Source organism: Aeromonas sp. FDAARGOS 1408 (genome assembly GCF_019048665.1).
Classification (GTDB): Bacteria; Pseudomonadota; Gammaproteobacteria; order Enterobacterales; family Aeromonadaceae; genus Aeromonas; species Aeromonas dhakensis.
Genome location: NZ_CP077394.1, coordinates 4,698,919 through 4,721,872 on the forward strand (window position 1 = coordinate 4,698,919; position 22,954 = coordinate 4,721,872).

Annotated in this window: 22 protein-coding genes, 4 tRNA genes and 1 riboswitch; of the genes, 16 read left to right on the forward strand and 10 right to left on the reverse strand. The window is 63.4% G+C overall.

Annotated elements, in window-relative coordinates:
- Positions 1-24: 24 nt before the first annotated feature.
- Positions 25-534 (reverse strand): 2-amino-4-hydroxy-6-hydroxymethyldihydropteridine diphosphokinase, encoded by a 510-nt coding sequence (gene folK, locus I6L38_RS21765; protein ID WP_017782461.1) that lies wholly within the window; start codon positions 532-534, stop codon positions 25-27.
- 105 nt (positions 535-639) lie between these two features.
- Positions 640-1,011, reverse strand: coding sequence for a dihydroneopterin aldolase (gene folB, locus I6L38_RS21770; RefSeq protein WP_010635977.1), 372 nt, complete (start codon positions 1,009-1,011; stop codon positions 640-642).
- Positions 1,012-1,187: 176 nt separating this feature from the next.
- On the opposite strand from folB, the gene plsY reads away from it, so the two are divergent.
- The 6 genes from plsY to I6L38_RS21800 all read left to right on the forward strand — a co-directional run bounded on the left by plsY (position 1,188) and on the right by I6L38_RS21800 (position 3,863).
- The gene (gene plsY / locus I6L38_RS21775) at positions 1,188-1,850 is read left to right on the forward strand and encodes a glycerol-3-phosphate 1-O-acyltransferase PlsY (protein WP_016352149.1); all 663 of its coding nucleotides are present in this window, start codon (positions 1,188-1,190) and stop codon (positions 1,848-1,850) included.
- 47 nt (positions 1,851-1,897) lie between these two features.
- Positions 1,898-1,973, forward strand: a tRNA-Phe gene (locus I6L38_RS21780).
- Between the two features lie 52 nt (positions 1,974-2,025).
- Positions 2,026-2,101: transfer RNA gene (locus I6L38_RS21785), tRNA-Thr, on the forward strand.
- Between the two features lie 3 nt (positions 2,102-2,104).
- A tRNA-Phe gene (locus tag I6L38_RS21790) sits at positions 2,105-2,180 on the forward strand.
- A gap of 8 nt (positions 2,181-2,188) precedes the next feature.
- Positions 2,189-2,264: transfer RNA gene (locus I6L38_RS21795), tRNA-Asn, on the forward strand.
- A 255-nt stretch (positions 2,265-2,519) separates the two neighbouring features.
- Entirely contained in the window at positions 2,520-3,863 is a 1,344-nt protein-coding gene (locus tag I6L38_RS21800) for a potassium channel family protein (protein ID WP_216988926.1), read from the forward strand.
- Positions 3,864-3,890: 27 nt separating this feature from the next.
- Here the strand turns inward: I6L38_RS21800 and I6L38_RS21805 are convergent, their stop codons facing one another.
- On the reverse strand, positions 3,891-4,235 hold the full coding sequence (locus I6L38_RS21805; protein ID WP_017766437.1) for a hypothetical protein: 345 nt from the start codon (positions 4,233-4,235) through the stop codon (positions 3,891-3,893).
- Positions 4,236-4,614: 379 nt separating this feature from the next.
- Here I6L38_RS21805 and I6L38_RS21810 point away from each other — a divergent pair, with 379 nt between their 5' ends.
- On the forward strand, positions 4,615-5,787 hold the full coding sequence (locus tag I6L38_RS21810) for a nucleoside recognition domain-containing protein (protein ID WP_216988927.1): 1,173 nt from the start codon (positions 4,615-4,617) through the stop codon (positions 5,785-5,787).
- 60 nt (positions 5,788-5,847) lie between these two features.
- Here the strand turns inward: I6L38_RS21810 and I6L38_RS21815 are convergent, their stop codons facing one another.
- On the reverse strand, positions 5,848-6,861 hold the full coding sequence (locus I6L38_RS21815) for a chemotaxis protein CheV (protein ID WP_005305558.1): 1,014 nt from the start codon (positions 6,859-6,861) through the stop codon (positions 5,848-5,850).
- A gap of 204 nt (positions 6,862-7,065) precedes the next feature.
- On the opposite strand from I6L38_RS21815, the gene I6L38_RS21820 reads away from it, so the two are divergent.
- Positions 7,066-7,785: an SDR family NAD(P)-dependent oxidoreductase gene (locus I6L38_RS21820; protein WP_043171473.1), complete on the forward strand. Its 720-nt coding sequence runs from the start codon at positions 7,066-7,068 to the stop codon at positions 7,783-7,785.
- Here I6L38_RS21820 and I6L38_RS21825 read toward each other — a convergent pair.
- Positions 7,772-9,838: a tRNA(Met) cytidine acetyltransferase TmcA gene (locus I6L38_RS21825; RefSeq protein WP_043171472.1), complete on the reverse strand. Its 2,067-nt coding sequence runs from the start codon at positions 9,836-9,838 to the stop codon at positions 7,772-7,774. The two genes, I6L38_RS21820 and I6L38_RS21825, sit on opposite strands and share 14 nt — an antisense overlap.
- Entirely contained in the window at positions 9,835-10,146 is a 312-nt protein-coding gene (locus I6L38_RS21830; protein WP_017788213.1) for an HlyU family transcriptional regulator, read from the reverse strand. Before I6L38_RS21830 ends, I6L38_RS21825 begins: the two co-directional genes overlap by 4 nt.
- Before the next feature lie 137 nt (positions 10,147-10,283).
- Here I6L38_RS21830 and I6L38_RS21835 point away from each other — a divergent pair, with 137 nt between their 5' ends.
- The 4 genes from I6L38_RS21835 (at position 10,284) to I6L38_RS21850 (ending at position 13,967) form a co-directional block, all read left to right on the forward strand.
- Complete coding sequence (locus tag I6L38_RS21835; RefSeq protein ID WP_216988928.1) at positions 10,284-10,490, forward strand: bacterioferritin-associated ferredoxin; 207 nt, start codon at positions 10,284-10,286, stop codon at positions 10,488-10,490.
- Positions 10,491-10,632: 142 nt separating this feature from the next.
- Positions 10,633-11,112: a bacterioferritin gene (gene bfr / locus I6L38_RS21840; protein ID WP_010635985.1), complete on the forward strand. Its 480-nt coding sequence runs from the start codon at positions 10,633-10,635 to the stop codon at positions 11,110-11,112.
- 202 nt (positions 11,113-11,314) lie between these two features.
- Positions 11,315-13,420: a DUF885 family protein gene (locus I6L38_RS21845; protein ID WP_216988929.1), complete on the forward strand. Its 2,106-nt coding sequence runs from the start codon at positions 11,315-11,317 to the stop codon at positions 13,418-13,420.
- Between the two features lie 88 nt (positions 13,421-13,508).
- Complete coding sequence (locus tag I6L38_RS21850) at positions 13,509-13,967, forward strand: methylglyoxal synthase (RefSeq protein WP_005305534.1); 459 nt, start codon at positions 13,509-13,511, stop codon at positions 13,965-13,967.
- A 59-nt stretch (positions 13,968-14,026) separates the two neighbouring features.
- On the opposite strand, the gene I6L38_RS21855 is transcribed toward I6L38_RS21850, so the two are convergent.
- A complete protein-coding gene (locus I6L38_RS21855) occupies positions 14,027-14,614 on the reverse strand; it encodes a superinfection exclusion B family protein (RefSeq protein WP_216988930.1) in 588 nt (195 codons plus the stop codon).
- Between the two features lie 194 nt (positions 14,615-14,808).
- Positions 14,809-14,915, forward strand: a riboswitch (yybP-ykoY riboswitch).
- 89 nt (positions 14,916-15,004) lie between these two features.
- Here I6L38_RS21855 and I6L38_RS21860 point away from each other — a divergent pair.
- Entirely contained in the window at positions 15,005-15,991 is a 987-nt protein-coding gene (locus I6L38_RS21860) for a sodium:calcium antiporter (RefSeq protein WP_254204173.1), read from the forward strand.
- Positions 15,992-16,076: 85 nt separating this feature from the next.
- Here I6L38_RS21860 and ansB read toward each other — a convergent pair whose 3' ends face one another.
- From ansB to I6L38_RS21875, 3 genes are all read right to left on the reverse strand, one after another.
- Positions 16,077-17,135 (reverse strand): L-asparaginase 2, encoded by a 1,059-nt coding sequence (gene ansB, locus I6L38_RS21865; RefSeq protein WP_126880594.1) that lies wholly within the window; start codon positions 17,133-17,135, stop codon positions 16,077-16,079.
- A 131-nt stretch (positions 17,136-17,266) separates the two neighbouring features.
- On the reverse strand, positions 17,267-17,461 hold the full coding sequence (locus tag I6L38_RS21870) for a heavy-metal-associated domain-containing protein (RefSeq protein WP_010635991.1): 195 nt from the start codon (positions 17,459-17,461) through the stop codon (positions 17,267-17,269).
- A 100-nt stretch (positions 17,462-17,561) separates the two neighbouring features.
- On the reverse strand, positions 17,562-18,512 hold the full coding sequence (locus I6L38_RS21875; RefSeq protein ID WP_010635992.1) for an AEC family transporter: 951 nt from the start codon (positions 18,510-18,512) through the stop codon (positions 17,562-17,564).
- 139 nt (positions 18,513-18,651) lie between these two features.
- Between I6L38_RS21875 and treR the strand changes: the two genes are divergently transcribed.
- The 3 genes from treR (at position 18,652) to treC (ending at position 22,951) form a co-directional block, all read left to right on the forward strand.
- On the forward strand, positions 18,652-19,599 hold the full coding sequence (gene treR / locus I6L38_RS21880) for a trehalose operon repressor TreR (protein WP_216988932.1): 948 nt from the start codon (positions 18,652-18,654) through the stop codon (positions 19,597-19,599).
- 191 nt (positions 19,600-19,790) lie between these two features.
- The gene (treB, locus tag I6L38_RS21885; RefSeq protein WP_005305515.1) at positions 19,791-21,221 is read left to right on the forward strand and encodes a PTS trehalose transporter subunit IIBC; all 1,431 of its coding nucleotides are present in this window, start codon (positions 19,791-19,793) and stop codon (positions 21,219-21,221) included.
- A gap of 68 nt (positions 21,222-21,289) precedes the next feature.
- Positions 21,290-22,951: an alpha,alpha-phosphotrehalase gene (treC, locus tag I6L38_RS21890; protein ID WP_216988933.1), complete on the forward strand. Its 1,662-nt coding sequence runs from the start codon at positions 21,290-21,292 to the stop codon at positions 22,949-22,951.
- Positions 22,952-22,954: the final 3 nt, after the last annotated feature.

The window sequence follows — 22,954 nt, forward strand, 5'->3', positions numbered from 1 at the left end:
GGCACCGTGAGGTGCCCTTGTCGTTCAGTGGTGCTGCAATGCGCCCGCTTCCCAGTGAAAGGGGATGGGGCAGAGCCGTTGGGAGGCCTTGTCGTAGCACGCCCACAGCTCGCCGATGGTGCGGCCATCGACGGGGTGGCAGAACTTGGGCGCCAGCTCGGCCAGTGGCCAGAGCACGAAGGCGTTGGTGAGGATCTCGCCGCGCGGCAGCACCAGCGGCGTCTCGCAGACCAGCTCGCCGTAGAGCAGCAGATCGAGATCCAGGGTGCGCGGGGCGAACTTCTTGGCGTCCGGCTCGCGGCCGTGGGCGAACTCCATGGCGCGCAGTCGCTGGCACAGGGTCGCCAGCGGCAGCTCGGTGTCGGCACCCACCACCAGGTTGTAGAAGGGCCGGCCGTTGAAGCCTACCGCCTCGCTCTCGAACACCCGGGAGACCTGCAGCTCGCCAAACTCGGCCTGCAGGGCATCGAGGCCGGCGCGGATATGGCGTTCCCGCTCGATGTTGGATCCCAGGCTGATATAGACACGAGTCATGCGGTGCTCCCTGTCATCTGGCTGGAACCCTGGCTGATGTAGATACAGGTCATGCAGCGCTCCCTGTCATCTGGCTGGAACCCAGGCTGATATAGATGCGGGTCATCAGTTGGCGCTCGCGGCCGGGGTGCGGTGACGCAGGATCTCGACACCGACACCGGCGGCATTGGGGACGGCACCCGGCTTGGTCAGGGTGACCTTGACCCACTGCACCCGTTCGTCGGCCAGCACCAGCATGGCGACCTGTTCGGCCATGGTCTCGACCAGCTCCACCACCTTGCTGGCGACGTGATCACAGATCTTGCGAGAGAGGGTGGCGTAATCCAGTGCCAGATTGATATCGTCGGTTGCGGCGGCGGGGCGGTTGTCGAACCCCATCTCGAGGTCGAAACAGAGCTTCTGGCGAATGCCTTTCTCCCACTCGTATACACCGATAGTGGTCAAAACCTCGAGTCCGCGAATAAACACCTTGTCCATGACAGTACTTCTTCTTTACTCTTGATGGGCTGTGATGACAGCGCAGGGATGCAGGCCTGGCCAGCGGATGAGTGCCGGCGGCCGGTTTGGGCGACACGCGGTGGGCAACCCCACGCAGGCGCCAGAGAATGTGGCCCGCATCATACCCCATTCATATCGTGGTAAAAACGACCAAGATGACGGCCCTGACGATTTTGATGATTATTCTGGCCTACCTGGGCGGCTCGCTGTCCAGTGCTGTGCTGGTTTCCCGCATCACGGGTCTGCCGGATCCCCGTGATCACGGCTCCCACAACCCGGGGGCCACCAATGTGCTGCGCCTCGGTGGTCGGCTGGCGGCCGTGGTGGTGCTGTTGCTCGATGTGCTCAAGGGCACGGCTCCCGTCTATCTCGCCTGGTATCTGCAGATCAAACCCGTCTACCTCGGCTTTATCGGGGTGGCAGCCTGTCTCGGCCACATGTACCCCATCTTCTTCCACTTTCGTGGCGGCAAGGGGGTAGCCACGGCGCTCGGCACCATGATGCCCATCGGCTTCACCATGGGGGGCGCGGTGATCGGCACCTGGCTGCTGGTGCTGCTGGTGAGCGGCTATTCGTCGCTGGCCTCCATCATTACCGTGCTGCTGACCCCGCTCTTTACCTACCTGCTCAAGCCGGAATACACGCTGCCGGTGTCTCTGCTCTCCTGCCTCATTCTGATCCGCCATCACGAGAACATCGCCCGCCTGCTGAAAGGGGAGGAGCCCAGAGTCTGGGGCCGCCAGAACCGCGCCGAGCAGGAAGAAGTGCTGGAAATGGATGATCCTGAGCAAAAAAGAGACGAACGAGACAAAAAGTGAAATTTCCCGTTGACCACCTGCCTTAAAATCCGTTTAATAGCGCCCACGCCCAGATAGCTCAGTCGGTAGAGCAGGGGATTGAAAATCCCCGTGTCGGCGGTTCGATTCCGTCTCTGGGCACCAAATTTTGGTGTCGTGAAAGAAAAACTTGTTCATGCACAATGGTTTAAAGTGTGCCGGCTTAGCTCAGTAGGTAGAGCAACTGACTTGTAATCAGTAGGTCACCAGTTCGATTCCGGTAGCCGGCACCATTTGCCCAGATAGCTCAGTCGGTAGAGCAGGGGATTGAAAATCCCCGTGTCGGCGGTTCGATTCCGTCTCTGGGCACCACTTATAATTCCTCCTTAGCTCAGTCGGTAGAGCGACGGACTGTTAATCCGCAGGTCGCTGGTTCGAGCCCAGCAGGAGGAGCCAATTCAAAAGCCCAGCAGCAATGCTGGGCTTTTTCTTTGCCCGTTTTCCGGCATCCGGTGCCCCACTGAGCAAGATCTCGCCAGCTTGGCGGCAAGTTGTCGCAGTGCCCCTGCCGTACCGTTCCCGCCAGTGACTTCCCCCGCCCGCCTAGTATGATGGCGTGATGAGTCCCTATTCTGCCCATCTTGCCCTGGCGGCCTCTGTCGCATCGGTGGGCGCAGGAGAACGGGACCGCTTTCTTGAGTGAGGTCATCCATGAATGCAACAGAGCTTTGGCAGCTTTCCCCCGAACAGTTCAACGAGTGGCGCCGGGCCAACGATTATCCCCTGATCTGGGATCTGCTGGTGGCATCGCTGCCCCATTTCGACGACTGGATGACGGAGCAGAAGATCGACAAGCAGGTGATCTTCCAGATCGGCATCGCCCGCTTCATCAGCTCCCGCTGCGTGCTGAGCCTGTGCCTCTACATGAGCGACGACAAGATCAGACTCTATGAGACAGCCTCGAGCGCGCTGGAGTCCCTGCGCAAGAGCGGGCTGATCCGCGCCGAGACGCGCTTTGAACCCTACTGCATGTGGCTGGCCGGCAAGCATGGCAAGGATGAAGTGAAGCGGGTACAGAGCCTGCTCTCGGTCTCCGAGAACAACAAGGGGGAGGCCCAGGTGCTGGGCAGGCACCGGCTGCTCAACATCGGCGGCGTCGAGCTCAAAAGCCCCATCATCTCCGGCCGGCTGCTCGACTTCACCTGCCTGGACGAGCTCTCGCTGGATGGCGCCGTCAACAACTCCAAGGTCTATCTGTGGCACTGCTCGGCCAAGGGGGTGAGGGTCAACGGCGGGGTGATCGGGCTCGATCTGTTCGACTCCCTGCTGTGGGACCACAGAGCCTGGGCCAAGAAGCGGGAGCTGGCGCTGGAAGACGGGGTGTTTCAGGACTTCACCATAGAGTGCGAGGAGATCCGCTTTCACTCCTCCCGGGCGGTGCTGAAAAACTTCAACGTGCGGGCCAAGAACTTCGACGCCACCATGGAGCACACCAACCTGGACAAGGTGCAGGTGGCCTACAACGAGAATGGCCGGGTCGATCACAGCGAGGCCAGCAAGCTCTATCGCAACGCCAAGCGGCTCTTCTCCAGCGTGGGCGACACCGTCGATGCCGGCGAGTGCTACTACAAGGAGAAGTTGCACGAGATGAAGTCGCTGGCGAGCCCCAGGGAGCTGTTCAAGGAGTGCTGGCTGCGCAGCGGCTGGCTCAAGAAAGGCTGGCTCACCCTGCTGTGCTACCTGAAGTGTGCCGCCAAGTTCATCAGCTTCATCACCTGGGGCTTCGGGGAGCGGCCGATCCGCAGCCTGCTGCTGTCGATGGGGGTGATCCTGCTGGCGACCCTGACCTATTATCTTGCGCCGGGATCGGCCACCCATGACCATCTTGGGCGCTCGCTCTATTTCAGCATCGTCACTTTCGTGACCCTGGGCTATGGCGACATCTCCCAGACCTCCTCCCCGCTGCAGCTGCTGTCGGCCATCGAGGCCTTCTGCGGCATGTTCCTGACCGGGCTGTTCCTGGCGGGGTTTGCCTCCAAGACCAAGCAGTATTGACGGCGCGCCGGTCACTGGCCGAGCAGGTCAGCCGGCTGGCGTGATCTCCTGCATCTTGAGCCAGAAGGCCTCCTGGCAGGGGTTGTGGAACAGCTTGCGCACAGGGGTGATGGGGATGGGGCTGGCGACCACCCGGTAGCTGATCCAGCACTCCGGGCAGACTTGTGGGGAGGGCTCTTCGTCCAGCTCCAGCTGGTGACAGATGACCACGCCGTTGGCGAACCAGTAATGGGTCTGCCGGTGGTGGGTCAGGGTGCCGCTCTCGTCCTGCTCGCTGTGTTGTTCGCTCTGCTGGCGGACGAGTATCGCCGGTCCTGCCTGGCGATGGATGGCCCTGATATAGGTCACGAGGTCGTTCATGGTGCTGCCCATGTTGCTGCCGGATGGTAAATGACGGAGTCGATTGCCGATGGGGAAGCTTACCTGCGCAGGCGGTGGGCGGCAATCCGCTCCGGTCGCCCCTTGTTTCGCCGACCGGCCCCAGTTGCTATACTGCCGCCCCGTTTCGTCGCCGGGCTGGCCGTGGGCCGGCGCGCTGACGCGAGACGGGCAGACTGGACAGGATCGTCCGGCCACCCGTTTTCTCCTCCCCGGTTCAGTCGCCAGCGTGGTGGGCAGTCAGCCCGCATGGCACAGTTCGAGCCTGGCAGAAGAATCAATGCAAGGAGCCCTTGTCGCAAGACAAGGGCTCCTGCTTTATGGGTGCCATAACAACAATACTCACCACACAGCGACAGATTTCAGGATTGGTATGGAAAATCAAGCAGTTAAAGATTCTCACCAGGGGGCGGCCTCCCTTCGCCGCTGGCTGGAGCCGGTATTGGTGCTGGCCATCCTCGGCAGCCTGTTTGGCTACCTAGGCAGCCAGATGGGCCTCTCCGCACTGGTCAACACCCTGTTCAACACCGCCCACCAGCTGCTGCTCAACACAGTGCTCTTCATCATGGGCATTACCGTGCTGTCGGGCGCGCTCAGCCAGCTGCTCAGCGAATTCGGGGTGATCCGCCTGCTGGAGGTGTTGCTGGCGCCGCTGATGAAGCCGGTGTTCCGGCTGCCGGGCCGCACCGCATTGGCGGCCCTGATGACCTTCTTCTCCGACAACCCGGCGGTGATCAGCCTCGCCAGGGACAGCCGCTTTCGCAAGGGTTTCACCCCCTGGCAGCTGGTCTCGCTCACCAACTTCGGCACCGCCTTCGGCATGGGGCTGATCGTGGTGACCTTCATGGCCACCCTGCAGCTGCCGGGGGGAGAGTCTACCGCCAGTGCCGCGCTGATCGGCCTGCTCGGCGCCCTCATCGGTTCCGTGGTATCGACCCGCTTGATGCAGCGGATGATCCGCCCGCTGGTGGGGGAGACCCCGATTTCCGACGAGGTGGAGAGCGTGGGGGCCAAACCGGGGCTCAGCCAGGAAGCCGCTCCGACCTGGCTGCGGGTGCTCAACGCCCTGCTGGATGGCGGCAAATCCGGGGTGGAGCTGGGGATGGCGGTGATCCCCGGGGTGCTCATCATCAGCACCTTCGTGATGCTGCTGACTTTCGGCCCGGGCGAGCAGGGTTATACCGGCGAGGCCTTCCAAGGGGTGGCGCTGCTGCCGGTGCTGGCGGCCAAGGTGGGCTGGCTGTTCGAGCTGCTGTTCGGCTTCACCCACGCCGAGCTGGTGGCCTTCTCGGTCACCTCGCTGGGGGCGGTCGGGGCCGCCATGTCGCTGGTGCCCCCCTTCATCGGCAAGGGCTGGATCACCGGCAACGAGGTGGCAGTGTTCACCGCCATGGGCATGTGCTGGAGCGGTTTTTTGAGCACCCACACCGCCATGCTGGATGCACTCGGCTATCGTCATCTCACCTCCCGCGCCATCGTGGCCCACACCGTCGGTGGCCTGTGCGCCGGGGTGGCGGCTCACCAGCTCTACCTCTGGCTGGGCTGATCCATCAAGCAGCAAAAGGGCGCCGAGGCGCCCTTTTGCTTGCGTGGCCGACTGGCGGCCTCACAGGTTGCCCGGTTTGGGAATGGGGATGCCGAGCAGGAAGTTGTCCATCATGCCGACCATGCGGCCCAGCTCCGGTTTGGTGATGGTGTCGTTGGCCCCCAGCTGCAGCGCCTTCTGGCGGTTGTCATCGCTCATCAGCGACGAGAACATGACGATGGGAATGGTCTTGAAGGCGGGGGTGTCGCGCAGCCGCTTGAGCAGGTGCATGCCGTCCATGCGGGGCATTTCCACGTCGGTGATGATGCCGCTGACGAACTCGGCCACCGGGATCTTCTCCTCCTGCGACAGGCGATCGAACTCCATCAGCATCTCCAGCCCGTCGCCTCCGTCCTTGGCGGTCACCACGTTATAGCCCGCGGTGCGCAGGGTGGTCTCGATCATCTTGCGGATGAAGGCGGAGTCGTCCACCACTAGGATGGTTTTGGCCTGGCGCATGGCCATCATGCGATCGTCGATGATGACCTTGCGATCCTGGGTCACATCGTACTTCTCCATGCTCAGCTCGGGGTTGATGTCGGCGATGATCTTCTCGAAGTCGAGGATCATGATGAGGTTGCCGTCGCGCCTGACCACCGCCACCACGCAGTCATTCTCGCCCGCCTCCAGGAACTGGCTGGGGGACTCCACATCCTCCCAGGAGACCCGGTGGATCCTGCTGACGCTGTCGATGAGGAAGCCGTTCGCCATCTTGTTGAAATCGGTGACGATGACCACCTTGTTGCTGTTGTCCGGGTTGGTTTTGATGCCAAGCCAGCCGGCCAGATCCACCAGCGGGATCAGCCGCTCGCGCAGGGAGAAGACCCCCACCATGTGACGCTGGGCGTTGGGGTAGTCGGTGGTCTCCGGCACCCGGATCACCTCGCGCACCTTGGCGACGTTGATGCCGTAGTAGGCTATTTTCTCGCGGCCATCGGGCAGCTGCTTCTTGAGGTGGAATTCGATGATCTCGAGCTCGTTGGTGCCGCTCTCGGTCAGAATGGATTTACGCTCTTCCCCGTCTTTGGCCATCATGGTCACTCTCGTGCTTCTGGTTGCGCTGGCAGCAGCCGCTGCGGTTTTCCCTCAGTATAGGAATGGATCTGCCGCTGACGACGGGATCCACACAAGATCGCCTCCATAACCGCTTGATCCCGCAGGCTGGAAGGCGCGTATCAGCCTATCAGGAAAAGCGCGGGGCGATGGAGAAGGCCATCACACTCGCCGCAAGGGGGAGTCATGGAAGAGAGTGTCGTGGTGATCGGTGCCGGCGGTGGGCTGGGGAGCGCCCTAGTGGCGCACTGGCTGGCGGCAGGTGCCGCGCCTGTCATCGCCATCAGCCGCCAGCCGCAACCGGCGGGGCTCGACAGCAGCAAGCTGCACTGGCTGCGCTGCGATTACAGTGATGAACAGCTGGCAGAGGCGGTGGCCCGCATCGGTGAGCTGGCACCGAGGCCGCGCTGGCTGGTGATATGCAACGGTCTGCTGCAGCAGGGAGGCATCCGGCCGGAGAAACGGTTAGAGGCGCTCAACCTCGAGGCCATGACCCAGCTCTACCAGACCAACGCCCTGCTGCCGCTGCGCTGGATCAGCCAGCTGCTGCCCCTGCTGGGGTCGAGCCCCTGTACCCTGGCCGTGCTCAGTGCCCGGGTCGGCAGCATTGGCGACAACCGCGCCGGGGGCTGGTATGGCTATCGCGCCGCCAAGGCAGCCCTCAACATGCTGCTCAAGTGCGCCGCCATCGAGCTCGCCAGACGGGCGCCCGGCGTCAAGCTGCTGGCGTTTCATCCGGGCACGGTGGATACCCCGCTCTCGCGACCGTTTCACGGCAACCTGGCCGCCGGCAGCCTGCACAGCCCGCAACAGGCTGCCGCGGATCTGGTGACGCTGATGGCGCTGCTGATGCCGGATGGCGAACTGAGCTACCTCGACTGGCGAGGCACGCCTATCGAATGGTAGTGGGCGGCAACAACCGGGCCAGCAGGCTGCGCAGCGCCTTGATGACCGCCGTCTTGCCCGCCAGTTGCAGCCTGGCCGCCAGCGCTCCCCAGTCGGCATATTGCCAGATGGTGGCGATCAGCAGTTGCCGCTCGGCGGGATCAAGCTGTGCCAGTTTCGTCAGGTTGCCCGCCAGCCAGCGTTGCAGGCTGGGTTGGCACAGCTCGAACGGCTTGTGGTGGTGGGCAAAGCAGGCCAGCTCATCCTTATCAAAGCCATCGAGCCCGCTCGAGCTGGCCTCCGCATCCTGCAGGCACTGCCACACCAGCTCGGATTCAAGGGTTTTCAGCTCGCCTGCCAGCAGGGTGGGCAGCTGGCACACGAAGCGTTGGTGCCACTCGGCCAGCTCGGCGGCGCGGGCCGGTTGCAGCGCCTTGAGCAGCAGGGCGGCGTGGCTGCCGCTGGCGGCATCCCGCTGCAGGCCGATGCGCAGCACCCTGAGCCCGGCCTTGCGCCAGAAAGGCAGCAGATCGGCGCTGGCCGAGAAGGCCGAGCCCAGATAGTCGAGCCCTGCCGCCTGATAATGCTGTTCGAGGTGGGCCAGCAGGAGCGACCCCAGCCCGTGGCGATGGAGAGTCGGGTGGATGGCGATGCGCATCACCCGGGCGTAGCTGCGCGCACCTGCGGTCTTGAAGCCGGCGTGCGCCAGCAGCGACTGGGGCAGCAGATGGCCGCGCGGGCGCCGCCGTCCGGCCCAGATCGCCTCGGCCAGCTCAGGATCTATCTCTCCTTCCCGGGCCACCAGCGCCACCCCGAGCAGATGCGGACCCTGCTCCAGCAGGTGGATGTCGAGGGCGGGGCTCTCCAGCAGGTAGCGCAGATCGCTCGGCGTGGTCTGGTAGTGGGCCAGCACCAGCAGGCCGAACACCTGATGGAGCAGTCCCTCGTCGGCAGCCAGTGCATCCTGCTCGAGCCGGCGCCAGCCAGGCTGGGTGGGGGCAGGCGGAGTCTCGACCTCGGCGTTGAGGCCGAGCAGCCGGAACACCAGTGGCTCCAGCGGATCCCGGCTGCTCCAGCGGAGCGGCTCGGCCAGGTGGATCTCCTGCCAGCCGGGCGTCTCGCGATCCAGCACCCGCTTGAAACGCAGGTGAAAACCGCGCCCCGTGCCCTCGTAGCCGTGCTCCGTGGTGGCGAAGACGATGCGACCGTGCCGGGCCAGCATGGCCTCCAGCAGCGGGGTGGGAATGGCGGCGGCTTCGTCTACCAGCAGCAGGTCGGGTTGCAGCGGTTCGTGTACCAGCCGATCCGGCGAGCAGTAGCTGAGCCCAGTCAGCAGTTGCGGCGCGTCTTCAAGGGCATGGGCCGCGTGGGCAAACAGGGTGGCGACCGTGGCCTGGGAGGGGGCCGTCACCAGGATCTGCAGATCGGGTTGTTGGCGCAGCAGCTCGGCGGCGGCCAGCCCCAGCAGGCTGCTCTTGCCGCGGCCCCGATCCGCACTCAACACCAGCGGGCGGCGGCGGTGACCGTGCAACACCTTGTGGATGGCGGGCAGGGCGCGCGCCTGATCGCAGCTCAATGGCCGCGCCGGCCCAACCGGCTGCCACTGGGTTGCCGTTGCAGGAGGGGCTAGCTCGAGGGCAGGGTCGCCCGCAAGCTGCCGCACCAGCCGGGCGAGAAAGCCGTGGCCCGCCAGCGCCATATCTTCCGGTTGTGCCACCAGCCGCACCCGGTCCGGATCCGGCCAGGCAGGCCATTGGGCTCGCGGCGGGGTCAGCAGCAGCAGCAGGCCGCCCGCCCGCAAGGTGCCCGCCAGCGCCCCGAACGCATCGGGGTGAAAACCGCTGAACGCATTGAATACAAGCGTGTCGCACTCCTGACCGAGTCGCTGCAGCGCCTTGGCCGCCGGCTGCGGGTGGTGCTCGGCCGGGCCATTCCCCAGCCAGTAGCTGACGCCGCCAAGCAACGCCTCGGCCCGGGCGATGCAATCAGCTTCATCACCTTCCAGCCAGATCAGCCGCCGTTCGCCGGCGCGGGCCAGCGCCTGGTGCAGCTCGTCGAGCGCAGCCGGCATCATGAGGCTGCGTTGTCGGCCGGTTTGCGGGGCTCGAACATGCGATCCCCCATCTGGTCGATGAAGGTGTGCGCCTTCTGCACCATGAAGCGCTCCGCATCGGCGGGGTTGGCAAACAGATCGGAGCGGATGAAGCGGTGGGTCTGCAGCACGCCGTCCAGCTCCTTGGTGATGCGGCCCGCCAGCCGATACTGACCCCCTTCGGCCATGGGCTCGGGATAGATGAGGTAGCCGGCATATTCGGTGGGGGTGACTTCGGCGACCGGAGCGGGCTGGCCGCCAAACAGGGCAGTGAACAGTTTCTTGAGCATGATGTTTCCCTCAGTGACAGGGCATTGTCACCAAGGGGTTGATGGCTGGCAAGCGGGGGATCTTATTACCAATCGTTATTTGCACTACGAACCATTCTCATTTAGATTTCATGGCAATTCAGCATGAGGTAAACACTATGTACGTCTGTTTGTGCCGCGGCATCACAGATTCCCAGATCCGCAAGGCGGTACAGGCAGGCAAGACCGAGTTTCGCCAGCTCAAGCAGTCGCTCGACGTCGGTGTCCAGTGCGGCAAATGCGTGCGCATGACCATGGAGATCATCGCCGCCGAACTCGACAAGGCCGAGCTGGAGCAGGCGCCGCTCTACTACGAGGTGGCCTGAGCAGAGCCCGTCGCCGGCAAAACCGGCCCGTCTTTTCAATCCCTTCCCGCTGGCGAGCAAGCTCGCCGGACCTCTTGTTGTCATCTTTCTGGACTAAGCTCTAAGGATCTAAGCCTCAGGCACGAACCAAGGAGCACTGTCGATGAAAGGAGATCCCAAGATCATCGCCCACCTCAACAAGGTGCTGGCCAATGAGCTGATAGCCATCAACCAATATTTTCTGCATGCCCGCATCTATGATGACTGGGGCCTCAAGGCGCTCGGGCACAAGGAGTATCACGAGTCCATCGATGAGATGAAACACGCCGACGAGCTGGTCAAGCGGGTGCTGTTTCTGGAAGGGCTGCCCAACTTGCAGGATCTGGGCAAGCTGCGCATCGGCGAAACGGTGGAGGAGATGCTGCGTTGCGACCTGTCGCTGGAGATGGATGCCATCCCGGATCTGAAGGTGGCCATCGCCTACGCCGAGTCGGTGCAGGACTACATCAGCCGCGACCTGTTCCAGGATATTCTGGAAGACGAGGAGGAGCACGTGGACTGGCTGGAGACCCAGCTCGATCTCATCGATCGCATCGGGCTGGAGAACTATCAGCAATCCCAGCTGCATCACGGCGGTTCCTGAATAGTTATGGCATGAAAAAACGATTAAAAAACCCGCTCAGGCGGGTTTTTTAATGTCCGTCTGCATAGCTTTTCATGAGACTTATCATTATGAAAAGTAAGCTTATTTTTGTTAATCATGTCGCAAAAAAGCGAGCGAGAGAGATGCACTATTGGAACCCCTTTTCGGGGGCAAACAATAACAACGGTTAAAGGACTACACCATGCACTTCTTGCCCAACAAACTGGCGCTGGCTTGTGCCATCGCACTCTCGCTTACTGCCTGCAATGACAACAGCTCCAACGCGCCGGCGGATCCCGCCGCCACCAAGACCTCCCTGATGCAGACCATGGACGAGGCCCTGCGCGAGAGCCAGGCGCTCGACCCCTACGGTTTTGCCATCGATGCCGCCAGCATCGCCAAGCGCAAGGCCCTCGACAGCGCCCTGCTCAAGCGGCTGGATGCCCTGGACGCGAGCGTGCTGAGCGAACGGGACCGGTTGTTCTACGACATGATCCGCTGGGATCTGCAGATCAACCTGACCGGTTACGATCTGCCCCAGTCCCAGATCCCGATCCACCACTTCAGCAACCGGGTGGTTGATCTGGTCGATGAGGTGGGGGCCGCCCCGGCCAGCGGCAAAGCTGCCCGCATCGTCGAGCCCGGCTTCGACTACTTCGAGCAGAGCTCGGCCGAGCGGGTCGCGCCGGGGGATGCCACCTGGCGGCGCGACATCGATCGCCCGGCAGCGGCACCGGTTGTGGCCAGCAAGGCGAGGGTCGCCACCGCACCACTGGCCTGGTATCAGGAGCACCTCAGCTGGCTCAAGGCCTATGACGGCTACCTTGCCGAGGTGAAGCACCAGTTCGAACTGGGCAGCGCCCAGGGCAATACCCTGCCGGACGAGCTGGTGGACCGGCTGCTGGCCCAGCTAGACAGCAAGCTGGAGGGCGAGGCGATCGCCGGTTCCTACCTCGGCTGGCAGCAGCTGCCGGGAGAGGCGGACGAGGCGCTGCGCAGCGAGTACAAGGGGGTGCTGGACAGCATCAACGGCCGCTATCTGGCGCTGCGCGACTACCTGGATTACCAGCACGGCGGTGCCTATGCGGTGCGCCTTGGCAGCGGCGAGTGCGACGACGGCTTCTGCGGCATGACCAACGGGCGTGACTGGTATCGCTGGCTGCTGAAGAAGCACACCACCACCGACATGACGCCGGAGCAGGTGCATGAGCTGGGGCTGAGCGAGGTGGCGCGGATCTTCGGCGCCATGGTCAAGGTGTGCCATACCGTCGGCAAGTGCGACAGCGACGACGTGGCCCAGAGCAAGCAGAGCGGCCAGATCTACGCCTTCTTCCGCTACCTGAACGAACCGGCCTTCTTCTATCAGAACCCGCTGGCGGTCTGGTCGGCCGGCCTCAACCCCGGCAACGCCGCCGGTGCGACCCTGAGCGGGCCGCAGCAGCAGGCGCTGGCCGAGCACGAGCGGGCACTGCAGGAGTACAACGCCTTCAAGAGCAAGGCGGCGCTGGTGCTGCCGGACTTCTTCGATGCCGAGCGCACCATTCCCAAGCTGGATTACGAGGTGGTGCCCGTCTCCTATAAGGACGCGCCATACGGCGGAGTGGCCTGGTATCAGGACGGCAACCCGCAGACCGGCCGCAAAGGGCGCTTCTTCCTCAACACCTACTACCCCTATGGCCTGCAGAGCTGGAACATCAGCACCCTGCTGGCCCACGAGGCGGCGCCGGGCCACCACTTCCAGATCACCATCGCCCAGGAGCTGGCCGCCAAGGATCCCGACTTCCCGCAGTACGTGGCGAATGCCTCCTACACCGCCTATGCGGAGGGCTGGGCGCTCTACACCGAATACCTGGCGGATCACGACATGGGGCTCTATCAGGGGCGCGGTCTCTACGATCCGGCGGTGGGGGACGTGAAGGTCGAGGGATCGTCCGCCTTCAACAACCAGCTGCAGTACTTCGGTCGCCTCAACGAGGAGATGCTGAGGGCGATGCGGCTGGTGGTGGATACCGGCATCCACTGGTATGGCTGGAACCACGACCAGGCCGCCAGCTACATGAAGGAGAACTCGGCGCTGGGGGACGGGGACATCAGCTCCGAGGTGCCGCGCTACATGGCCTACACCGGCCAGGCGACCTCCTACAAGGCGGGCCAGCTGGCGCTGATCCGGATGCGGGAGTCGGCCGAGCAGGCGCTGGGCGGAGGTTTTGACCTCAAGGCGTTCCACCACCATGTGCTGGAGTACGGCATGCTGCCCATCTCGGTGCTGGAGCAGAAGAACAGGCAGTGGATTGAACAGTCGAAGTGATCACAGTTACGGCGCCCGGCAAGGCAACGGGCGCCGCTTTCGATTAGGATACGGCTCTATTCAAACAACACTGCTACGGATGATGTCCATGGAACAGATCGCCCGTGAGATGGCGCCCCACAAGCGAGTGGCGCTGGTGGCTCACGACAACATGAAGACCCCTCTGCTGAACTGGGTGATGCGGCGCAAGGAGGAGCTCAAGCTCCACCACCTCTACGCCACCGGCACCACAGGCACCATGCTCGGCAAGCAGGCACAGCTGCCCATCACCTGTCTCTTCTCCGGCCCCATGGGGGGCGACCAGCAGCTTGGCGCCCTGATCGCCGAGGGCAAGATCGACGTGCTGATCTTCTTCTGGGATCCCCTCAATGCGGTGCCCCACGATCCGGACGTGAAGGCCTTGCTGCGCCTCGCGGCAGTCTGGAACATCCCGGTCGCCACCAACGAGGCAACGGCCGATTTCATCATGGACAGCCCCCACATGCGCCAGGCGTTCAGCGTGCAGATCCCTGACTATGCCGGGTATCTCAAGGCCAGAACCCAGTAACGGGCAGAAACGACAGAGCCGGCCACAGGGCCGGCTCTTTTTATTGGCGGGAACGACGATCAGCGCTGGAAGCTTTTCTGCGCGAACTTGGGTCTGGCGTTCATGATCTGCTCCACCTGCTCGTCACTCATCTTGCCGCGCGACAGCCCCAGCACCTTGTAGGTGAGCAGCGGGCGGGCGGGCAGGGCGATCATCAGGGCGCGGATCTGGTTCTCGTCCTCTTTCTCCCGGGCCGGCTTGCCATAGGCGTAGGTGAGCACACCGGCATCCATCAGATTTTTGACGGCGGGCTCGGTGATCGGCAAGTTTATGACGCTTTTTCGTTGCAGCACGAACTCGCGCAGCACCGCCTTCTCGTTGAAGTCGAGGAAGGAGACCATCTGGGCCAGCTGATCCTGCTGACGGCGCGACTGCCATTCGTCACAGGCCCACTCCCAGGCGATCAGGAAGCCCTGACTGCAGAAGTAGGAGATGGCGATCAGCATGCCGACCCCGAGCCAGGCGGCGTGTGTGGCGGCCCACTGGCTGACGGCCCCCTGCATCAAACCGGCCGGAAACAGCAGAATGATGCTGCAGCAGAGCAGCAGCCAGACCATCAGCCAGTTGAGGCGGTTCAGTTGATAGAAATGTTGGATCCACCGTTTCATCGTTCACCCTTCCCAAATCAGTGTGGACAGTAGTCATCTCATAGCAAACGGTGTGCCAAGGCGAGGAACTCACCGGCATTGGAGTGGATCCGGATGGCAAAGCCGATGGGTGGACGGTTACATTCCCTTACAACTTGTTGAGTCAATGATCATTAGTTTGCCTTGTGGGGGGGCGGTCAACTTGGTAAAAAGCCCGCACTGTCATAGGGGAGTAGCAACCCGCCCGTGATCCGGGCAGGGCTCATGTCAACATTCTTGGATCCTCAGATCCATGGCATGGGCGGCGATGGCATCCATCGCTCTGCAAGACCTTTGGCCTCGATATGCAAGCCAGCCGGGCGAGCCATATCGGGTCCATTGGTTGTTCTGCTCGCCTGGCGGTTACCCATCATGCTGATCACCCTGCTGTTATTTCTGCTCTCTGCCGTCACCATCTATCTGGCCTGCGAATATTTCGTCAACGGCATCGAATGGACCGGCCACCACTTCAAGTTATCCCAGAGCGCCACCGGCTCCCTGCTGGCGGCCCTCGGCACGGCCCTGCCCGAATGCATCGTCACCCTGACCGCCTTGCTGATGGGGGATGCCCCCGCTCAGCAGCAGATAGGCATAGGTGCCGCCCTCGGCGGCCCGCTGGTGCTGGCCACCATAGGTTATGCCGCCGTCGGCGTGACCCTGCTGCTGTGCATGAGCCGGGAGCATAGAGCCATCGATGGCGAGGTGCAGCGCGAGATAGGCCGCGATCAGGCCTGGTTCGTCGGCATCTTCCTGGTGGCGGTGGCCCTCGGCATGGTGGCCTTTACCGGCAAGGCCTGGCTGGCCCCGTTGTTCGTACTGGTTTATCTGGTCTATGTGCGGCGCGAGCTGAAACAGACCGACAGCCACGAGGTCGAGCTGCCAGAGCCCCTCAAGCTGGATCCGGGCGCCGAGATCCCGGCGCTCGGCAAGGTGCTGCTGCAAACCCTGGTGGCGCTGGTGGTGGTGGCGCTGGCGGCCCAGCTGTTCGTTCACCAGCTGGAGAGCATGGGCGAGCTGTTCGGCCTCTCGCCGGTGCTGGCGGCCCTGCTGCTGAGCCCGGTGGCGACCGAGATGCCCGAGCTGATGAACGTGCTGATCTGGGTGCGGCAGGGCAAGCACCGGCTGGCGCTGGCCAACATCTCGGGGGCCATGATGATCCAGGGCACCATTCCCAAGGCGTTCTGCCTGTTGTTCACCCCCTGGCTGCTGGACAGCACCATGATGGTCTCCTCGCTGGTGACGCTGCTGGCGGTGGTGCTGTTGTGGTGGGGGTTCAGTCGGGAGCGGATGACGGCGGGCAGGCTCGCCTGGGTGGGGCTGATCTCTCTTGGCTTCTGCGGCTGGCTGATCATGGGCTGACGTGCCATTTGTCACGAACAAGGGCGGGATAGTATCCCGCCTTTTTTATGGTCATTCCCTCTGCCGGCCGAGGCCGGCAGGGAGATCAGAACTGCTGGAACCAGCGCTGGATCTGGGCCGGATCCTTGCTCTGGGTCAGGGCAAGCATCAGCAGGACCCGCGCCTTCTGCGGGTTGAGGGTTTCGGCGGCGACGAAGCCGTACTTGGCGTCATCGATCTCGGCATCCAGGGTGGTGGAGCCGGTCGGCACGCGTGCCGAGCGCACTACCCGGATGCCGTCCTTGCTCGCCTTGGCCAGGGTGTCGAACAGGGTGTGGTAGAGGTTGCCGTTGCCCACCCCGGCGCTGACGATGCCATCGAACTTGGCATCCACCAGGGCCTTGGCCGGCAGATCAGAAGCGTTGGCGTAGCTGTAGACGATGCCGACCTGGGGCAGCTTGTCGAGCTTGCTCACGTCAAACGGGGTCTTGCTGGTGTGCAGACGGGCCGGGCTGCGCTGATAGTCGATCTTGCCGTTGTGGATGTAGCCGAGCGGGCCGAAGTTGGGGGAGGCGAAGGTCTGTACCCCTGTAGTGTTGGTCTTGGTGACGTCGCGGGCATCGAGCACGGTGTCGTTCATCGCCACCATGACGCCACGCCCCTTGGAGGCGGGGTCGGAGGCGGTGACCACGGCGTTGTAGAGGTTCATCGGGCCGTCGGCGCTCATGGCGGTGGAGGGGCGCATGGCGCCGACCAGCACCACCGGCTTGTCGCTCTTGACGGTCAGATTGAGGAAATAGGCGGTCTCTTCCATGGTGTCGGTGCCGTGGGTGATGACGATGCCATCCACGTCATCCCTGGCCAGCAGCTCGTTAACCCGCTTGGCGAGCTTGAGCCACACCTCGTCGTTCATGTCCTGGGAGCCGATCTTCACCACCTGCTCGCCCTGCACGTCGGCCACGTTCTTCATCTCGGGCACGGCGGCGATCAGCGTCTCGATGGCCACCTTGCCGGCCTCGTAGTTGGACTGGGTAGCGGACTGCCCCGCCCCGGCAATGGTGCCGCCGGTGGCCAGGATATGGACGTTGGGCAGGGCCATGGCCATCGGGGAGAGGGTCAGGCCGAGGACGGCGGCGAGCAGGGTCTTGCGGATCGGGAGAGTCATGCTGCAATTCCTTCTGGGTGATAAAAATTGCAGCAAGTTTGCGCTTTCTGTTGCAGGGGTTTGTGATGACTCTCACCAAAAAACAGCTGGATACAGAATTTTAACCTGTTTTATACCTATATGGAGATAATTTAACTCGCCGAGAAGCCTTTGGTTTCGATCAGGGCGATCAGCTCGGCCTTGCTCAGTTCGCTCTCGATGACGGCCTTGCTGCTGGCAAAGTCGACGCTGGCGCTGCTGACGGCAGGCTGGGCCAGCAGGGCTTTTTGCAGGCTGGCGGCGCAGCCACCGCAGGACATGCCGGAGACGGTGAGTTCGATGGTCATGGGATATCTCCTCTGTTGATTGAGAGTCAGCGTAAAGCTGCCGCCCGCGGCAAGGTCAAGGGGGTGATGAAGGGGTGAGGGCCAGCACGTTTGCTGCTGGCTAGCCCATCAGCCCCAGGTAGTTCATCAGGGTGGCGCCCAGGCTGGTGGTGACGAGTGAGCCAAGGGTGGTGGTGGCGATGATGTTGGCCGCCAGGGCGCTGTCGCCCCCCATGGCGCGGGTCATCACATAGCTGGCGGCGGCGGTGGGGGTGGAGCTGATGAGAAACAGGATGCCGAGGGCCTGCGGGCTGAAACCCAGCGCCCAGGCGCCCATCACCAGCAGCACCGGGATGCACAGCAGCCGGTTGGCGGTGGCCCAGCCGGTCAGCAGGGCGCCGCCGCGCAGGGCCTTGAGGTTGAGGCTGGCGCCGGTGCAGAGCAGCGCCAGCGGCAGGGTCATGTTGGCGAAGTAGTTGCCGGTGGTGATCACCAGCTGGGGCAGCTCGATGCCGAGCAGGCCAAACGGCAGGGCCGCCAGGATGGCGATGATCAGCGGGTTTTTGGCGATCCCCCTGAGGATCGGCTTGATCCCCTTGCTGCCCCCCAGGCTGCGGGTCAGGGTGATCACCGCAAGCACGTTGTAGAGCACGGTGACCGAGCCCACCAGCAGGGCGGCGGCGCCGATACCCTCGGCGCCGTAGGCATTCTGCACATAGGCCAGCCCCATGATCCCCATGTTGCCGCGAAAGCTCCCTTGCACGAAGATGCCGCGCTGGCGCCGCTCCGGGATGAAGCGGGCTGCCAGCAGCTCCAGCACCAGAAAGCCGGTGAGGGTGCCGAGCAGGCCGTAGACGATGAGCCAGGGGCTCGGCATGGTGGAGAAATCGGTGCGCACCATGCTGAGAAACAGGAGCGCCGGCAGGGTGACCTGGAACACCAGGCGGGAAGCGGACTCGACGAAGCTGTCCGGCAGCAGGCCCAGCTGCTTGAGCCAGATGCCGAGCAGCAGCACCACGCAGATGGGGCCCGTGATGGAGAGGGAGAAGTGCAGACTGGCCAACAGATCCATGATGCGCGTCCTGTGCGATGGCGGGTGGCACGGCATGCGCCGGCGCCAAAAGGGCATTCTAACGCCATGGGCTTGTATTCACAGGGGTTAATCACAACAATGTGGGCAATTCCACCGCCGAGCCCCTGTGAGCCACTTCATGGACAAAAAACTGACCATCCTCGATATCGCCCGACTCTGTGGTGTCGGCAAGTCGACCGTCTCCCGGGTGCTCAACCAGGATCCCAAGGTGAAGCAGGCGACCCGCGAGCGGGTGGAGCAGATCATCGCCGAGCACGGCTTCGTGCCGAGCAAGTCGGCGCGGGCCATGCGCAGCCAGAGCCAGCAGGTGGTGGGGATCATCGTCTCGCGGCTCGACTCCAGCTCGGAAAACCAGGCGGTGCGCGGCATGTTGGAGACCCTCTACCGGCGCGGCTACGACGCCGTGCTGATGGAGAGCAAGTTCTCCCCCGCCAAGGTGCAGGAGCATCTGGCGGTGCTGGAGCGGCGCGGGGTGGATGGCATCATTCTGTTCGCCTTCAACGATCTGGACTATGCCGCCATGGCGCCGCTCAGGGAGAAGCTGGTGCTGGTGGCCCGCGACCATCCCGGTTTCTCCTCGGTCTGTTTCGACGATGCCGGTGCGGTGCGCACCATGCTGGACCAGCTCGCTAACCGCGGCATCCACGACATCGCCTACCTGGGGGTGGACACCGCCGATCTCACCACCGGTCAGCGCCGGCTCGATGCCTACCTCGGCTACTGCGCCGAACAGGGACTGACGGCGCGCAGCGCCCTCGGTGATCTCAGCCTGCAGAGCGGCTACCGGCTGGCGGGGGAGCTGCTCACCCCGACCACGGGCGCCCTGGTCTGCGCCAGCGATACCCTGGCCATTGGCGCCGCCAAGTACCTGCAGGAGCAGGGGCGCAGCGAGGTGCTGGTGACCGGCCTTGGCAACAACCCCATGCTCACCTTTCTCTTCCCCAACGCCCTCAGTCTGGATCTCGGCTACAAGGGGGCGGGGGAGCAGGCCGCGCGCCAGCTGCTCGGCCAGATCGAGCAGGATCAGCCCCCGCTGGCGACCATAGCTCCCTGCCACTCTTTGTGAACTCCATCACCTAGCGCCGCACAAAAAATGCGCTTTTTGTGACCTCGCCCACGAACTGGGAACGTTCCCATTTTGATCGTGACCAATTGGCGGCATGCTAAATGGGAACGATACCAAAAACGCTCGGGCCCACAGACTGGCCCAAAAGGGCGACGCAGACCAATATCAATGGAGTCACAGAGGGAAGGCTCATGTCCAAGATCAACGCACAACATCTGGCCACGCTCATCGACAAGATCGGTGGCAAGGAGAACATCGCAACCGTCAGTCACTGCCTGACCCGGTTGCGCTTCGTCCTCAACGATCCGGCCAAGGCCGACAGCAAGGCCATCGAAACCATACCGGCGGTGAAGGGAAGCTTCACCCAGGGCGGCCAGTTCCAGGTGGTCATCGGCAACGAGGTGGAGCAGTGGTACAAGGCGCTGACCGAAGAGATCGGCGTCAGCGGCGGCAGCAAGGAGGCCGCCAAGCAGGCGGCGCGCCAGAACATGAATCCGCTGGAGCGGGGCATCTCCCACCTGGCGGAGATCTTCGTGCCCCTGCTGCCGGCCATCATCACCGGCGGTCTGATCCTGGGCTTTCGCAACGTCATCGGCGACATCAAGATGTTCGACGATGGCACCCACACCCTCACCGAGATCAGCCAGTTCTGGGCTCAGGTGCACGCCTTCCTCTGGCTGCTGGGCGAGGCGATCTTCCACTTCCTGCCGGTGGGCGTCTGCTGGTCTGCGGTCAAGAAGATGGGTGGCTCCGAGATCCTGGGTATCGTGCTCGGTATCACCCTGGTCTCGCCCCAGCTGATGAACGCCTACGGCATCGGCCAGCAGACTCCCGAGGTGTGGGACTTCGGTCTGTTCGTCATCCAGAAGGTGGGTTATCAGGCCCAGGTCATCCCGGCCCTGCTGGCGGGGGTATTCCTCGCCTGGGTGGAGACCAATCTCAAGCGGATCATCCCGGCCTATCTCTATCTGGTGATCGTCCCCTTCATCTCCCTGCTGCTGGCGGTGATCGTGGCCCACGCCTTTATCGGTCCGTTCGGTCGCTGGCTGGGTGACGGCGTCGGCTTTGCTGCCAAGGCCGCCATGACAGGTTCGTTTGCCCCCATCGGTGCCGCCCTGTTCGGCTTCCTCTACGCGCCCCTGGTCATCACCGGCATCCACCACACCACCAACGCGGTGGATCTGCAGCTGATGCAGAGCATGGGTGGCACCCCGATCTGGCCGCTGATCGCCCTCTCCAACATCGCCCAGGCCTCTGCGGTGGTCGGCATCATCCTGATCAGCCGCAAGGAGAACGAACGGGAGATCTCGGTACCTGCCGCCATCTCCGCCTATCTGGGGGTGACCGAGCCGGCCATGTACGGCATCAACCTCAAGTACAAGTTCCCCATGCTGTGCGCCATGGTGGGCTCGAGCCTTGCGGCCCTCATCTGCGGCTTCGCCGGGGTGATGGCCAACGGCATCGGGGTTGGGGGCCTGCCGGGCATCCTCTCCATCCAGCCGCAATACTGGGCCGTCTATGCCGTCGCCATGCTGGTGGCCATCGTCGTGCCGATCGTGCTGACTCTGCTGGTTTACCAGCGCCAGCAGGCGGCCGGCAAGCTGGCTCAGGCCAGCGCCTGACTCCACGCATCAGGGCGACCCGCAGGGGTCGCCCTCTCCCTTTTTCATTCGAGACAAGAGCAAGACCCATGAGCCAAACACCCTGGTGGCAGAGCGCCGTGATTTACCAGATCTACCCCAAGAGCTTTCAGGACAGTGGCGCGCGCGGCACTGGCGATCTCAAGGGGATCATGGCCCGCCTCGACTATCTCAAGACCCTCGGCGTCGACGCCCTCTGGCTGACTCCGGTGTACGTCTCGCCGCAGGTGGACAACGGCTATGACATCGCCGACTACCTGAATATTGATCCCGCCTACGGCACCATGGCCGATTTCGAGGCGCTCTTGGCCGCCGCCCACGCGCGCGACATCCGCATCGTGATGGATATCGTCGTCAACCACACCTCCACCCAGCACGCCTGGTTCAAGTCGGCGCTGGGGGACAAGAACAGCCCCTACCGCGATTACTACATCTGGAAGGACCCGGTGGAGGGTGGTGTGCCGAACAACTGGCAATCCAAGTTTGGCGGCAGCGCCTGGGAGCTGGATAAGGCCACCGGCCAGTATTACCTGCATCTGTTTGCCCGCGAGCAGGCGGACCTGAACTGGGAGAACCCGGCGGTGCGCGCCGAGGTGAAGAAGATCATCCACTTCTGGGCCAAGAAGGGGGTGGACGGTTTCCGCCTCGATGTCATCAACCTCATCTCCAAGGATCAGCGCTTCCCGAGCGACGACAGTGGCGATGGCCGCCGCTTCTACACCGACGGGCCGCGCATCCACGAATTTTTGCAGGACGTGAGCCGCGACGTGTTCGCCCCGGTGGGCGCCATGACAGTGGGGGAGATGTCCTCCACCAGCCTGGAGCACTGCCAGCGCTATGGCGCGCTGGATGGCTCCGAGCTCTCCATGGTATTCAACTTCCACCACCTCAAGGTGGACTACCCCAATGGCGACAAGTGGACCAAGGCGCCGTTCGATTTCCTCGAACTCAAGCGCATCTTCAACCACTGGCAGAGCGGCATGCACGGCAAGGGGTGGTCGGCCCTGTTCTGGTGCAACCACGATCAGCCGCGCATCGTCTCCCGCTTCGGTGACGAGGGCGAACATAGGGTGGTTGCCGCCAAGATGCTGGCCAGCACCTTGCACGGCTTGCAGGGCACCCCCTACATCTATCAGGGGGAGGAGATCGGCATGACCAACCCCGGCTATCAGCGCATCGATGACTATCAGGACGTGGAGAGCCGCAACATCTTCGCCATCAAGCAGGCCGAAGGGATGGGCGAGGCCGAGATCCTGGCCATTCTTGGCGCCAAGTCCCGTGACAACTCGCGCACCCCGATGCAGTGGAACGCTGCCCCCAATGCCGGATTTACGACCGGCACCCCCTGGCTCAAGCCAGCCGCCAACTATCCCGCGATCAATGCCGAGGCGGCGCTGGCCGACACCGACTCGGTGTTCTGGCACTACCGGGATCTGATCCGCCTGCGCAAGAGTCATCCCATCTTCACTCACGGGGATTATCAGGAGCTGCTGGCGGGGCACCCGCAGATCTGGGCCTATGCCCGCCGCGCCGACGGTCAGACCCTGCTGGTGGTGAGCAACTTCTACGGCGAGCCGATCAGCTTCGCACTGCCGGAGGAGCTGGCCACCGGCAAGGGGCGTCTGCTGCTTGGCAACTACCCGGATAGCCCGGCCCGGCCGCAATCCTGTATGCTGCGCCCTTATGAATCCCTGATCTGGCTGGTGGAGTAGGCG